We start from the raw sequence: 14,464 nt of genomic DNA on the forward strand, positions 1-14,464 counted from the left end.
ATTGCGCTCTTTGCAAGCTTACCAAAAGTGGTTGCTGCTTTTTGTTGGTTTATGCTCATCATTTTTGCGTGGTCTTTCCTCCCTTTTATGGCGCTTTTTAAACGGAAACTGATTTCATGAAAGCTAAAATTCAGTCTCCGATCCAGCCAGACTGGTGGAGTAAAACTTTTGCTGGTGGTGTTTTTGGTCTAAGTCTTTCTATCGCTATTGGTAATTTAATTGTTTTATTAGGCCAACCTTATGTTGCCATGGATTTATTGGTGCAAGTAGGAATGTGGAGTGTTCCTTGGTTTTGGATGCCTATTATGTTTGGCAGTTATTTTTTTACGACTGGACGAAAAGCGCTTATCTATTTATTCATTGCTAATGCCCTAGCGTATAGCTGTATTTTTGTCTTACGGGGTTAAACATGAAAGTACGTTCAGACATCATGAAATTAGCAAAAAGTATGCATACTTGGGTGGGTGTATGTGCAGGTATTTTGCTTTTTATCTGTTTCTTTGCTGGTGGGCTCAGCATGTTTCAGCACCATATTAGTAAGTGGGCTACGCCAACACAGCAAGTTTTACCGAAAGTCTCACCCGACCAATATAATGAACTCATTCAAAAAGTACAGACTGCCTATCCTGCTGCACAAAAGAACTTCACACTAAATTTATCGTCCAATGAATTTCACTATGCACCCATTACTTGGAGTGAACATGAACGTGGAGATGGCTTTAATGCTGCTCAGTCTACGTGGATGGCTAGCTTAGATGATAAAGGTCAGTTAATCGTTGCCCAAGAAAACTTATCTAAAGCAGGCTGGCTAATTGAACAGTTACATGAAACAGCAGGCATACCGGGCATGGCAGGCCATCACGGATTAGGTCTCTATGTGATGGGCGTGGTTTCGATTTTATATTTTCTTGCTTTACTTTCAGGAGTCATTATTCTTTTGCCAACCTTGGTAAAGGATTACTTTGTTATTCGCCCTGGTAAAAATAAAAAGCGTTTTTGGTTAGATGCGCATAATGTTATTGGAATTACGAGCTTACCGTTCCACATCATTATTAGTATTAGCGTTATTGTCTTTGCTTTTCATGACCTTTTTTATGATGCAATTGGACAACTTGCACTCAAAGGACAGCCTGTTTTTCAGCGTTCTCCCCCAGCGCTTATTCAACCTAAACAAACACAAATTGATGTGCAGCAAATATTAGCTCAAGCTAAAAAAGTAGCACCTGAATATTCTGTTGACTATATCCAGTTCAGTGGCCTAGATAAACCTGAAAAAGCCAATGCACGTATTGCCCTGTATAGTTCAGATCAGATGTTGCGTGGTGCAAATCATGACTTTATGCGTATGAACCCATATGCAGTTGAGCACTTTAACCATAAAGGCATTAACACACAGACTGATGCCGGGAATAAGTTAATCAACGCCATGTTTAGCCTACATTTTGGAAGTTTTGGGGGTACGGGCGTACGTTGGATTTATTTTGTGTTAGGTGTCGGTGGCGCTTTCTTGTTTTATACAGGTAACATCCTTTGGGTTGAAACTCGTGCACGTAAGCAAAAGCGTGCTGAAGATCCTGTTCCTGTTCAACGTAAAGATTTAGTGTTCCTTGCGAACTTAACGATAGGTGCATGTTTAGGGTGTGTTTTAGCTGTCGTAGGTACAATGTTGGCCAGTCGTTGGCTTTTCGCTACACTCAATATTGAAAGCATGAATCACCTCTTTATGTATGGTTATTATGCGATTTTCCTACTGAGTTTGATTTATACCTTTGTGATTGGCTATGCAAAAGCTTTACCACAACTGCTGTTAACCTTGGTTTTAGTGTTATTTGCGATTCCGCTTACATCCCTTTTAGCCTACTTCATTCCTCAAAGTGGCTTATGGGTACATGGCGGAGAAATCTTAGTGGTTGATTTCTTAGCTATCATTTTTGCTTTCGCTTTCTGGCGTTTTTATCAACAAGCCCAAGATCGCCGAAAATCTGCTCCAACGGGTAGTTTATGGGCTAGCTAACAACCATAAATCGACTAGACTGAAATAATGTGTGAAATATGAAAAATTATAAAACCCACATTGTTTCGGTCAGTTGTTTAATTTCTTGAATATCATGACTCACATAAATCATCGGAATTTTTATTTCCTCTTTTACCTTCTGAAAAAAAGGAATAATTTCAGCTTTATGATTCGCATCTAGTGCTGATAACGGCTCATCAAGCAATAACAGCTTAGGTGAATATAATAATGCTCGACCCAGTGCCACGCGCTGTTTTTCACCACCTGAGAGTTTGATGGGCATACGTTCTAATAAGTGCCCTAACTTTAATAATTCAATAATGTAATCTGCTTCAAAGTGACGTTCTTGTTGGGATAGGTGCTTAAGACCAAATAATAAGTTTTGTTTTACTGTTTTATGCGGAAAAAGCTGAGCATCTTGAAAGACCAATCCAACATGTCGCTTTTGCGTGCTCAAGTTAATTTTGTGATCTGAATCAAACCATGTTTGGCCCTGTATCTTAATGAGTCCACTATGCGGTGTGTTCAGCCCTGCAATGGCATGTAAAATTGATGTTTTACCTGAACCCGATGCACCAAATAGCCCAATAACAGAAGCATCCGACTGGAAGTTAGGCTCAATATGAAATTGACCCATCTGTAGCTGAAAACGGCAATCAATCAACATAACCTTACCGTCCTAAACGCTTCTTTTGATAACGATGAAACCACTGTGCAAACCATAAGGCTAAAAAAGCCACACTTAATGATAAAACAATAAGCCTTTGAATAGCTGCTTCTGTATCGGGCTGTTGCATTAAGCTATACATAGCCAAAGGCAAAGTACGCGTTTCATTTGAAATATTACCCACAAAGGTAATAGTCGCACCAAACTCACCTAAACTGCGGCAAAAGCACAAAATAGCACCAATTAAAATACCACTGCTGGCAAGAGGTAAAGTGACATGAAAAAATGCCCCTAAAGATGAGGCACCTAGTGTCTTTGCTGCCATTTCTAAGCGCTGATCGACCAGTTCAATCGCTAGTCGAATCGATTGCACCAATAGCGGAAAACCCATTACTGCTGAAGCAAGAACGGCACCTTTCCAGTTAAATGCAAAATCAATTCCGAGCGGTGCCAAATATTGTCCAATAATGCCGCGGCTCCCAAAAACTTGTAATAACAAATAACCAGGAACGACCGGCGGTAGCACTAAAGGTAAAAACACCAATGTTTCAATGAATGACTTCCCCCAGAACTCTTTACGTGCCAAAAACCATCCCACACAAATTGCAGGAATAATACTGACGACAAGACAACTCGCTGCCACCTTACAAGAAAGTTGCAAAACGCTCAGTTCTTCTGGAGTTAAAGAAAACATCATGGCTTTGCTGGAGCCAACACGCTAAAACCATATTTTTTAAAAACAGCTTTGGCTTGATTGCTCTGTAAAAATTGATAGAACTTTGTTGAGCTTGGATTCTTTTTAATCAACCCTACAGGATAAATAATTGGTGAATGCGTATTTTCTGGAAATACACCAACTACTGTTACATCTTTACTAATCGCTGCATCAGTTGCATAGACAATGCCAACCTGACATTCACCTCGCGCAACAAAGTTTAATGCCGCTCGAACATCTTCTGTTTCAACTAACTTTGGCTCAATACGGGTCCACCAACCTAGGTTAGTAAATGCTTGTTTAGCATATTTGCCTACAGGCACACTTTTGGTATCCCCTGTACAAATCTTGCCAGTAAATACTTTATTGGGATCGGTGGTTTTATCTAGTTTTACATTTAGTGACTGCCCTTTAGGGGTAATTACAGCCAGACGGTTGCCTAATAGATTTATACGGTCATTTGTTGCAACTAATTTTTTATTTTGCAGATAATCCATCCACTGGGTATCTGCTGAAATAAATACATCCGCTGGTGCCCCAGCTTCAATTTGTTTCGCTAAGGTCGATGAGCCTGCATATGAAGTTTTAACTTCTACTTTATTTTGTTTTTCATAAATTTTTTCTAAATCGTTAATAGCATTGGTTAAGCTCGCTGCTGCATAAACGGTAACCGATTCAGCTTTGGCTGGAACATTAAAGACTAATCCTATGCTGAGCACCGAACAGACTAAAGCCAACTTTTTTATATTCGTATCACTTACCATTATGTTTACCTTTTTGTCGTTTTTTGCAGCGATATATACCCAAGAATATAGCGATAAGCATAGACGATGAAAAGTAGAAATTATTTATAAAGATGGATATTTTTTTCTAAGCAGTTAAAAATTATAGTTAAGCAAAAACTGATTCTCGCTTAAATTCTTTGATTTATAAAATATTTCTCATCTTATTTCTTTAAATAGCTACCCATAATTTGATAGCCCTGTTCTAAGGCTTGTCGAGCATTGATTTCCATTTGGCGGTAATGCTGTAAGACATTCTGGCCCAAAGCTGTAACGGCAGCCCCACCACCATGTGTTCCACCTGTTTGAGTTTCAACTAAAGCTGTTTCAAAACACTGGTTCATGGTGTCTACCAACTGCCACGCACGGCGGTAACTCATATTCATAGATTTTGCAGCTTGTGAGATCGAACCAGTTTTCTCAATTGCTTCAAGTAAGTCTGCCTTACCCGGTCCAAATGCAATGTTCTGCTCTAAAAGAATTCTAATCTGTAATTTTAAGTTTTTTTCTTTCATAGGCTTAGTTCACAAAAGTTTATTTTATGCTCGTTAACATTATAGGGAAGTTTAACAAGCTAAGACATATACAAATTTAAATCTCGATTAGCTCTTAAAAAGAGTCTTATTAAAAAATCAAAACTGCACAAAGTGGATAAAGATCTGGAAAAAACGGATAGAGACCAAAGCCTAATCACGGTTCAATCAGTTAAAAGCTGAATGAATAGGATTGAGCAAATGACCTCATCTAATTTAAAACAATGGAATGATTTTGTAGATGGATGTATCGACTTCCGTCCTAACGATGGCGTGTTTCGTATTGCACGAAATATGTTTACCGAGCCTGAACTGTTTGACTTGGAAATGGAACTTATTTTTGAAAAGGTTTGGATTTATGCATGTCACGAAAGTGAGATTCCAAACAATCATGATTTCCTAACAGTTCAAATTGGCCGTCAACCAATTATTGTGAGCCGTGATGGTAAAGGCGAATTACACGCAATGGTTAATGCTTGTGAGCACCGCGGCGCAACATTAACACGTGTTGCTAAAGGCAACCAATCTACATTCACTTGTCCATTCCACGCATGGTGCTATAAGTCAGATGGCCGTTTGGTGAAAGTTAAAGCACCTGGTGAATATTGTGAAGATTTTGATAAATCAAGCCGAGGCTTAAAACAAGGCCGTATTGCCAGCTATCGTGGATTTGTATTTGTAAGCCTTGATACTCAAGCAACAGATTCTCTAGAAGACTTTTTGGGCGATGCCAAATTGTTCCTTGATTTAATGGTTAACCAGTCGCCAACAGGTGAACTCGAAGTACTTCAAGGCAAGTCATCTTATACCTTTGCAGGTAACTGGAAGCTACAAAATGAAAATGGCCTAGATGGTTATCATGTAAGTACTGTTCACTATAACTATGTCTCTACAGTTCAACACCGTCAGCAAGTCAATGCATCAAAAGGTGAAGAACTCGACACGCTCGATTACAGCAAATTAGGTGCCGGTGATTCAGAAACTGACGATGGCTGGTTTAGTTTTAAAAATGGTCATAGTGTTTTATTTAGTGACATGCCGAACCCAACTGTTCGTCCGGGCTACAGCACGGTTATGCCATATATGGTCGAAAAATATGGTGACAAATATGCTGAATGGGCAATGCACCGTTTAAGAAACTTAAACTTGTACCCTAGCCTATTTTTTATGGACCAAATTAGTTCACAACTTCGTATTGTTCGCCCTGTGTCATGGAATAAAACCGAAGTCATTAGTCAATGTATTGGCGTTAAAGGTGAATCTGCAGAAGCACGCCGTAACCGTATTCGCCAGTTTGAAGATTTCTTTAATGTGTCGGGCCTTGGTACGCCAGACGATTTAGTTGAATTCCGTGAGCAACAAAAAGGTTTCCAAGCACGTCTTGAACGTTGGAGCGATATTTCACGTGGTTGTCAGTCTTGGGAATATGGCGCGACCAAAAACTCACAAGATTTAGGCATTCAACCCGTCATTACTGGCCGTGAATTTACCCATGAAGGACTCTATGTAAATCAACATGGACACTGGCAACGTCTAATGCTCGACGGCTTAAACAAGAAAGCATTGAAAATGCAGGATATTACTTTCGAAAACAATGCTGTAATGGATGAGGTGTAACCATGTCACAAGAACTATATTTTGCTGTATCTCAGTTTTTGTACAAAAAAGCAGAACTTTGTGATGCTTATGGCTGGGATGCCTATCTAGAGCTTTACGATGAAGATAGTGAATATCATATTCCACAGTGGATTGATGACCATAACTATGTTCAAGATCCAAATCAGGGCTTGTCTTATATTTATTATGCGGACCGTACAGGCCTTGAAGACCGTGTATTCCGTATTCGTACTGGAAAAGCAGCCTCGGCAACACCTTTACCACGTACTTTGCACAGCATAAATAACATTCGAGTTAAAACACTGGATGATGGATTAATTGAAGCAAAAGTTGCATGGCAAACGCTTTATAACCGTCAAGGTTTAGAAGGCTGTTTTTACGGACACGCTACTTATCTTTTACGCCAAACAGCAGATGGTTTCCGCATTCGTCGTCAGCACAGCATTTTGCTTAATGACAAAATTGATTCCGTTTTAGACTTTTATCACGTTTAAGGGGAATGAAAATGGGACATTCAGTTGCACTTAACTTTGCCGATGGCAAAACCTTTTTCATTTCGGTAAATAACGACGAATTGTTGCTTGATGCAGCAGTTCGCCAAGGGATTAACCTACCTCTTGACTGCCGCGAAGGTGTTTGTGGTACCTGTCAGGGTCAGTGTGAAACCGGCATTTATGAACAAGAATATGTTGATGAAGATGCATTAAGTGAGCGTGATTTGGCTGAGCGTAAAATGTTAGCTTGCCAGACACGTGTGAAATCCGATGCAGCTTTTTATTTCGATCATGATTCTGCTATCTGTAATGCTGGTGATACCTTAAAAATTGAAACCAAAGTGACAGCGGTTGAGCTGGTTTCTGAAACAACAGCAATTTTACATCTTGATGCGAGCAGTCATACCGCACAACTTCAGTTTTTGCCGGGTCAATATGCTCGTTTGCAAATTCCAGATACTGAAGATTGGCGTTCTTATTCTTTTGCAAATAGACCAAATACAACCAATCAATTGCAATTTTTAATTCGTCTATTGCCAGACGGTGTGATGAGCAATTACCTGCGTGACCGTTGTCAGGTTGGACAAAGCCTACTTATTGAAGCGCCGCTTGGTAGTTTTTATTTACGTGAAGTACAGCGACCACTTGTTTTTGTGGCAGGTGGAACAGGATTATCAGCTTTCTTGGGAATGCTTGATAACTTGGTTGAGCAACCTAACTCACCTTCAGTTCAGTTGTACTACGGCGTAAATAATGAAACCGATTTATGCGAACAACAGCGTTTACATGCCTACGCGGAGCAGCTACCAAACTTTAGTTATCACCCGATTGTGACTAAAGCAACCGAAGCTTGGCAAGGCAAAGCTGGCTATATTCATGAGCACTTGAATAAAGATCAACTGGCCGAGCAGGCTTTTGATATGTATTTATGTGGTCCACCGCCAATGATTGAAGCTGTTAAAAATTGGTTAGATGAACAATCTTTGCAAAACTACCGTATTTACAGCGAGAAGTTTTTACAGAGTAATACCTCACGTTAAAAGTATAAATAATTTAAAAACCACTAAAACCTGAAATGATTCAATATACTCTGTAGGGGGTATATTGAATTTTTGCATTTAAATTAAAATTTATTATATATCAATAATATAAAACAATAAATTCCGACAAAATAAATTGACCAGTTCACTTGGATTTGCTATAAATTTGATAGATCTTAAGGAATAAGGTCATGATGAGATTAACTTATAGCACCTTTTATATCCCTCTATTCTCTTTCTCGAATTTATTAAATTGATGGACTAGATCCGAACTAAAAATTTGAGAAAATCACATTAATTAGCGGTTAAATTGGTCTGTATTTTGCTTATATCTCATAGTAATTTGCGAGTAACTTAATTTTTTAAGTGCCGTATTTACTTGCTGCATAGTGAAGTTTTAAAGCTTTTACAACACAGGTAAATACAGGAGTGAGCCAAAAGGGATAAATATGAACCAAGCCAACTCCCACGAACTCAGTGGACGTCATTTTCAAAATGAGTCTATCTTTACCAATCATAATTTAGTGTTTGATCATCACGATTTAAGCGAAACCTGCCGAAATGTTGGGCAAATTTTTAAACCGCATGATCTTAAAATCTCTCAACAGAAGCGAGATTTCAGTGCAACCATGCACCATGTTAAAACAGGTGCCCTGTCTATTAGTCGCTTGGAATATGGTGCGGATGTCATTATTGAACCAGATCATCTTGATAACTTTTACTTAATTCAAATTCCAACTCAAGGCTATGCAGAAATCGAGTTTGGTTCGCAAAAGTTTATTTCTTATTCTCAAGTTGCCTCTCTTATTTCCCCTCAGCAATCTTTACGTATGCGCTGGCACGCGAACTCACCACAGCTCATTCTAAAAGTTTCAAAGGATGATTTTACTTATCATTGCCGTCAGCACATTGCTGATTCAGAAAACAACTTACTCATTTTTGACCCAAAATTAGACTTTGCTACACAAAGTGGAGCCTACTTTTTACAGCTCGTTAGAACACTGATGGATGCTTTAGCATGTGAGCAACACCCGCTTCATCATCCTTTAGCCTTTAAACAGTTTGAGTCAAATCTTTTTAATGCACTCATTTATGGTCAACCCAATAACGCATTACATAAAATAGATCAGTATAAAGAAAAAACAGTCTCTCCTTATTTTGTGAAGCGTACAGAAGCCTATATAAAAGAACATTTACATGAGCCACTTAATGTCGAAATTTTAGCTGAACATGCAGGCGTGAGCGTAAGAACCCTATTTACTGGTTTTAAAAACTATTTGGGGACTACCCCAATGTCTTATTTAAAAGAATTACGCTTTGAACAAGCTCATTTAGAGCTGATGCATAATGAAAATCTATCGGTTACAGACGTTGCATTTAAATGGGGATTTACTCACTTAGGCCGTTTTTCTCAAGAATATAAACGCCGTTATGGTGAGTTACCTTCGTCTACTCGCCGTTCTGGTCACATTGAAGGTTCAGGCTTAATTACTTCAATTTTTTCTTAAACCAAAATAGATAAAAGCCTTTTATATTGATTGATATAAAAGGCTTTTCTTATAATTTAAAAATGATGGACATAACGAACTTGTAGTCGTGTTCCCTCTGGACGGTTTTCAGCATCTTGCTCAAAATAAGCATTTGCAACCAAGTGATCATTTTTAGAAAAACTATACATCGCACCCGGACCAATCGCCCAGACTTGCTCACGTCTACCTTTGACTTTTTCACCATCGACTTCGGTATCAGTGACTTGTTTTAGCCAATAGCCATTTAGTCCTAAGCGAAACTGTTCAGTAATGGCATAGTCTGTTGCGAAGTTTGCATGAATTGCTTGCCCAGCTTGCATATCATTTGCTCCAGCAAAAGCATAGCTTGGGTCATTATTTTTAAAGTTATAGAGATAATGGATACGTGTGGATGCGGTCCATTTAGGATTAAACCAATACGTTGCAGCCCAATAAGGGTCAAATGAAACAGCGTTATTACTGGGGTTAATATCTTTTTGCCGATCATATTCGCCCGTAGGTAAATTCACCTGAAACTCAAAACGATGTACAAACTTCGGCCCTTGTGCACCCATGACTGGATCGAACTGAATAAAAGGTCCAATCATAATGTCCCCAAAGCCACTTTGGGCTTTAATAGCAGCATTATTCAATCCATCATCCATGTCCATTTTGCTGACAAAAGGAATTAAAAAATTCATACCCAGGCTGGCTTTATCCTTTACTCGGACATTCGATAAATAACTAATCTGCTCAACCAATACTTGATAATTTAAATCTGTTTTAGGTAAACCTAATTTTTGTCCATTGGGATCGGCAAGTTTATTACTATCGTAATTTTGAAAGTAAGTTTGAGCATACCAGCCAGGTCCTGCGGGTAAACCGCCATCGAGAAAGCTGGTCATACCTAAGTTTACGGTCGGTAAATCATAGGCATGAGAAACTAATGGCAAACCCAACAATGTCCCTGCTAAAAAGCCATGCTTAATTAAAGTGCTTTTCATCTTCTTATTTCCTATAAAAAAATCACGACCGGATTGATCGTGATTGTGGTGAATTAATGTGCTAATTCTGGATGCTCTGCGGCAATCCGATACTTTCCTGCGTGGAATACCAATGGTTCACCTTGGCGTTGTTGGTATTGTTCAATTTGACCAATAAAAATCAGGTGATCGCCGCCTTCATACTGATTTACATTGCGGCAAACCAAGGTCGCGAGTGCATCGGTCAAAATAGGAACACCTGCATTGCATTGCTGATGGGCAATGCCTGCAAATTTATCTTCAGCACCCCGAGCAAAATGTCCTGAAAGCTGATGATGCTCTTGTGCCAACATGTGAATGGCAAAATATTCAGCCTCTACAAAATCAGACAAACTTGGCGCTGTTTTTGAAAGACTCCACAAAATTAATGGTGGGTCTAAAGACAGCGACGAAAATGAATTGGCCGTCATTCCTATTTTCCGACCATCTTTACCACGAGTTGTAATCACGGTAACGCCAGTTGCAAACTGTCCAAGCAAATTACGGATTTCTCTTGGGTTTTCAGCATTAATCGCTTGTAAAGCTAAAGTTTCAATTGTGTCCATTTTTCATATCTCTCTTTGACTATGACCTAGGCTACTTTTGCTGCGGTTTTTGAGGCCATGAATGCTTGAGCCTGATTTGCATCAAACCACCAAGGAGCAAAGGCACGAGGGTCATCAAAGTTATTGGCCATAATTGAAGCAATGCTTTGGTTTTGGCTTGCAGCTGCTAGGAGTTCAACAACATGGGGCTGCGGTGGTACTAATAGGCTATTGGTCCAAGCCACCACTTTTTCTGCATAAGCCCAATAACGTTCAAAAGTTTGAACCATCCATTGTTCGCTAAAGTTTTGATTATCATTGGCTAAAATGGCATCGAAATAGATTTTGCTGCACTTAGCAGCGTTGTTTGAGCCTTGACCAGTAATCGGATCATTCACCACCAAGGCATCTGCCATACCAAAAATTTTCTTGCCAGACGGTAAGGTTAAAACGGGTTTACGTACTGTCGGCGGGAAACGTCCTGCTAAATATCCACCAGCATCGGTTAACTCAACATTCGCGCAGCGTTCATATTCCCAAGGCACAAATTTCTTGAGTAAGTCCAAACTGCATTGCAGATGCTGTTCAGATGTTTTGACATCTTGCCAGCAATCCATTGGCCCATTTGGAATACCTTCAAACACCATAATGTCGCAAGGACCATTCACGGTAAGTGCTGGAAATGAAAAGTATTCGCCCACTTCTGGAATAATATTAAAAGTCACACGAGAGTATGGCGAAATTGGCTTCATGTTTTTGACATAGGTCAATGCCAAAGCGCGCTGTGGCTTATCAAAAACGCTACGTGCATCATCACGCTCAAACTGCTTAACGACTTCACCTTTACCAGCCGCGAGTAATACAAGTTCGTAGTCGTTTGCGAGTTGTTCTAACTCGTCTATTCCCACATCCTGAATTACCAATCGGCCACCACGGCGTTCAAATTCTTCCATCCAATATGGCATTTTGACGCGTTGATCGACCGATTGGGCGTAGCGCTCAAGACGAGCACTCCATTCAAATGCTTTATCACCATTTTCAGGATTAACTAAAGCTAGTCCAATGCCTTCTACCGCTGGACATTGTTCTTCCCAAAAATTTAGTCCCAAGTCACGTTCAGTTTGTAAAGCGGTATGAAACATACACTGGCTTGACATGACTTTACCTTTACGGATTTCATCGGCAGTTCGATTGGTGATCATGGTCACGTCATAGCCTGTATCTAATAAGCCTAAACCAAGCTGTAAACCAGACTGTCCTGCTCCAACAATTGCAATACGGCGCATAATCTTCTCCATAATTTTCTAAATGTGCTTTTAAAACGCTGTGCTATTCGGCTAAACGTGGAATAGCGGGCTGTGATCCTTCAGGGCCCATTACTGAATATCCACCGTCGACCGCATAATCTGCTCCGGTGACAAAACTCGCAGCGGGTGACAATAAAAACAAAACAACATTGGCAACTTCTTCGGGATGACCCAATCGGCCTAGCAAGTGATAATCGGCTGCCACGCTATCGGCCTTTTCGCGGTTATTACCGCTGACTTCTGCAATGACTCGAGACCATGTCCAACCTGGTGAAACTGAGTTGACGCGAATACCATCGGCAGCAAAATCCATTGCCATGCTTTGTGTGAGTTGACGAATCGCGGCTTTAGACACTGGATATAACCAGCGCCCTGTTTGTGCTACTTTGGCCGAGATTGAAGTAAAATTAACGATTGAACCTTGCTGCTTTTTTAGGTCATGGTATAAAGCACGGCTCAGCTCAACTGTAGAGACCAAATTAATATCGAGTGCTTGTAACCAGTCTTGACGTGAAGATTTGAAACCTTCATCTAAATATGTACATGCCAGATTGACCAAGTAACTCACTTCACCTAAATGTTGATGAATATCTGCCACAGCTTGTTGAATAGCTGCATCACTGGTTAAATCGGTTTGAATAAACATCACATCATGGTTAAAGCTTTCGGCAATCGCCTTACCTTTGGCATCAATATCTAAAATAGCGACATGAGCACCTGCACTGACTAAGGCTTGTACCACAGCTTTACCAATCAGTGTTGCACCGCCACTCACCACAGCGACTTTTCCTTTTAAATCTATATTCATTGCAGATCCTCCTTAATTGACTGGTTTGCCTTCACTACTTGACCAAGATGGCATCAACGTATTTGAAGGAAGATCTTCATCAAGAAGTTTTCGTGCTGTCTCGACACCTGCAACTGGCAAACCTGTTGGGTCTAATAAACCAATTTGAACGAGCACCGATGCTTGGTCCCAGTAAATATGCTCATGGCACAACTTTGAACCTCTGAACTGAATTACACCTAACATTGGAATTTCGACATATTTACCAGTCGGTTTTACACCCGGTAATAACCAGTCAATTTCAACGTCATGTGTGAAGCTCATTATGAACTCGTCTACTACTTGCGTTGAGCCAACCGTACGAGAGATCGAAGTGATCTTCATATCTTTCGGATTTTGATGAACAAAGTGATATTGATAAAAACGGGCAAGCTGGCTTTGGCCTACACCACCAGTTAAAGTTGGAATATGGTTGACATAAGGTTCTGCAACCATCGTTGCCATGGTTGCTGGCACATCACGCGTATCAAACTCATGACGAATATGCTCTTCCCATAGCGCAACTAAGTCATATTTCGGTCCAATCGTGTCATGTAGAGCGGTTACTGTACGCTCGTGGGCAAAACGTGCTGACGGTTTGTGATAATGATTGCTTTTAGGGCGTGCAAAGGCATGATCAACACCTTCGTAAACATAGGTCTGTACATTTGAATATTGGTTGGCTGCATTAACAATCGCTTGTCTTGCATCTGGCGGTGTAAATTGGTCCAGTTCTGCAATATGTAAAACCAAACGACCCTTTACGTTAGCTAACTCATCTAACGCTTTTTCAATGCCTACACCGTAATAACCTACAGCACATGCCACTTCCGAAAGTCGACAACCTGCCAGATACGCAAGCTTTCCACCCAAACAGTACCCCACAACTCCGAGGCCTGTAGAAGTGTCACATTCTGGTCGAGTCTTTAAAAAAGATAAGCTGTCCTGAATATCTTCAACCCCAAGATTTTCATCATATTGCTGATAAAGTTCAAAAGCCTTTTGAAAATCTTCTGGTGTATAACCCAGTTCAATATTAGGTGCTACACGCCAAAATAAATCAGGAACTAAAACGGTATAGCCTTCTTCTGCAAGAAATTCTGCTTTTTCTCGCATGGCTGCATTCACCCCAAAGATTTCCTGACAAAGCACCACACCGGGTCCTTTTCCTGTTTCTGGCGTCGCTAGATATGCACTGAACTGCTTTCCAGATGCTGTTTTAATTTGAATGGTTTGACCAGCCATAGTGTCAACTCCTGACATTGTTATGGCTTTATCTTCTATCCGAAATTTTTTTTAGACTGTCCAAAAGCTGCAAGCACTATCCAATCTCTGCGCAATTATCAAAATCCATCAAACTGGATAAAAACTAAAAAAATAAGAAATACCTATAT

15 protein-coding genes are annotated in these 14,464 nt (G+C 40.0%); 6 read left to right on the top strand and 9 right to left on the bottom strand.

Going from position 1 to position 14,464, the window contains the following annotated elements; translation table 11 throughout:
* Positions 1-116 precede the first annotated feature (116 nt).
* Together I8T81_RS09890 and I8T81_RS09895 are read left to right on the top strand one after the other, a co-directional pair.
* A complete protein-coding gene (locus I8T81_RS09890) occupies positions 117-407 on the top strand; it encodes a hypothetical protein (protein WP_077163931.1) in 291 nt (96 codons plus the stop codon).
* Between the two features lie 2 nt (positions 408-409).
* On the top strand, positions 410-2,014 hold the full coding sequence (locus I8T81_RS09895; RefSeq protein WP_198071021.1) for a PepSY-associated TM helix domain-containing protein: 1,605 nt from the start codon (positions 410-412) through the stop codon (positions 2,012-2,014).
* A 46-nt stretch (positions 2,015-2,060) separates the two neighbouring features.
* On the opposite strand, the gene I8T81_RS09900 is transcribed toward I8T81_RS09895, so the two are convergent.
* From I8T81_RS09900 to I8T81_RS09915, 4 genes are all read right to left on the bottom strand, one after another.
* A complete protein-coding gene (locus I8T81_RS09900) occupies positions 2,061-2,681 on the bottom strand; it encodes an ATP-binding cassette domain-containing protein (RefSeq protein ID WP_198071022.1) in 621 nt (206 codons plus the stop codon).
* Positions 2,682-2,685: 4 nt separating this feature from the next.
* The gene (modB, locus tag I8T81_RS09905; RefSeq protein WP_000971585.1) at positions 2,686-3,378 is read right to left on the bottom strand and encodes a molybdate ABC transporter permease subunit; all 693 of its coding nucleotides are present in this window, start codon (positions 3,376-3,378) and stop codon (positions 2,686-2,688) included.
* Entirely contained in the window at positions 3,375-4,160 is a 786-nt protein-coding gene (modA, locus tag I8T81_RS09910) for a molybdate ABC transporter substrate-binding protein (protein WP_198071023.1), read from the bottom strand. Before modA ends, modB begins: the two co-directional genes overlap by 4 nt.
* 182 nt (positions 4,161-4,342) lie before the next feature.
* Complete coding sequence (locus tag I8T81_RS09915) at positions 4,343-4,693, bottom strand: winged helix-turn-helix domain-containing protein (RefSeq protein ID WP_198071024.1); 351 nt, start codon at positions 4,691-4,693, stop codon at positions 4,343-4,345.
* A gap of 219 nt (positions 4,694-4,912) precedes the next feature.
* Here I8T81_RS09915 and antA point away from each other — a divergent pair, with 219 nt between their 5' ends.
* From antA to I8T81_RS09935, 4 genes are all read left to right on the top strand, one after another.
* A complete protein-coding gene (gene antA / locus I8T81_RS09920) occupies positions 4,913-6,328 on the top strand; it encodes an anthranilate 1,2-dioxygenase large subunit (RefSeq protein ID WP_005305140.1) in 1,416 nt (471 codons plus the stop codon).
* 2 nt (positions 6,329-6,330) lie between these two features.
* On the top strand, positions 6,331-6,822 hold the full coding sequence (gene antB, locus I8T81_RS09925) for an anthranilate 1,2-dioxygenase small subunit (RefSeq protein ID WP_198071025.1): 492 nt from the start codon (positions 6,331-6,333) through the stop codon (positions 6,820-6,822).
* Positions 6,823-6,827: 5 nt separating this feature from the next.
* On the top strand, positions 6,828-7,862 hold the full coding sequence (antC, locus tag I8T81_RS09930) for an anthranilate 1,2-dioxygenase electron transfer component AntC (protein WP_134261700.1): 1,035 nt from the start codon (positions 6,828-6,830) through the stop codon (positions 7,860-7,862).
* Positions 7,863-8,311: 449 nt separating this feature from the next.
* Positions 8,312-9,370 carry an AraC family transcriptional regulator gene (locus I8T81_RS09935; RefSeq protein ID WP_198071026.1) on the top strand — a complete coding sequence of 353 codons (1,059 nt, stop codon included), beginning with the start codon at positions 8,312-8,314 and terminating at the stop codon, positions 9,368-9,370.
* A gap of 56 nt (positions 9,371-9,426) precedes the next feature.
* Here I8T81_RS09935 and I8T81_RS09940 read toward each other — a convergent pair whose 3' ends face one another.
* Genes I8T81_RS09940 through I8T81_RS09960 form a run of 5 tightly spaced genes read right to left on the bottom strand, consistent with a single transcriptional unit; the run spans position 9,427 to position 14,315 of the window.
* A complete protein-coding gene (locus I8T81_RS09940) occupies positions 9,427-10,374 on the bottom strand; it encodes a SphA family protein (protein WP_198071027.1) in 948 nt (315 codons plus the stop codon).
* Positions 10,375-10,427: 53 nt separating this feature from the next.
* Positions 10,428-10,958, bottom strand: a complete 531-nt coding sequence (locus I8T81_RS09945) for a flavin reductase family protein (RefSeq protein ID WP_016141070.1) — start codon at positions 10,956-10,958, stop codon at positions 10,428-10,430.
* 26 nt (positions 10,959-10,984) lie between these two features.
* Complete coding sequence (locus I8T81_RS09950; RefSeq protein WP_198071028.1) at positions 10,985-12,223, bottom strand: styrene monooxygenase/indole monooxygenase family protein; 1,239 nt, start codon at positions 12,221-12,223, stop codon at positions 10,985-10,987.
* Positions 12,224-12,266: 43 nt separating this feature from the next.
* Entirely contained in the window at positions 12,267-13,052 is a 786-nt protein-coding gene (locus tag I8T81_RS09955; RefSeq protein WP_001017893.1) for an SDR family oxidoreductase, read from the bottom strand.
* 12 nt (positions 13,053-13,064) lie between these two features.
* Positions 13,065-14,315, bottom strand: a complete 1,251-nt coding sequence (locus I8T81_RS09960; RefSeq protein ID WP_198071029.1) for a dienelactone hydrolase family protein — start codon at positions 14,313-14,315, stop codon at positions 13,065-13,067.
* Positions 14,316-14,464: the final 149 nt, after the last annotated feature.

Origin of the sequence: Acinetobacter seifertii, from assembly GCF_016064815.1 — a bacterium.
GTDB lineage: Bacteria > Pseudomonadota > Gammaproteobacteria > Pseudomonadales > Moraxellaceae > Acinetobacter > Acinetobacter seifertii.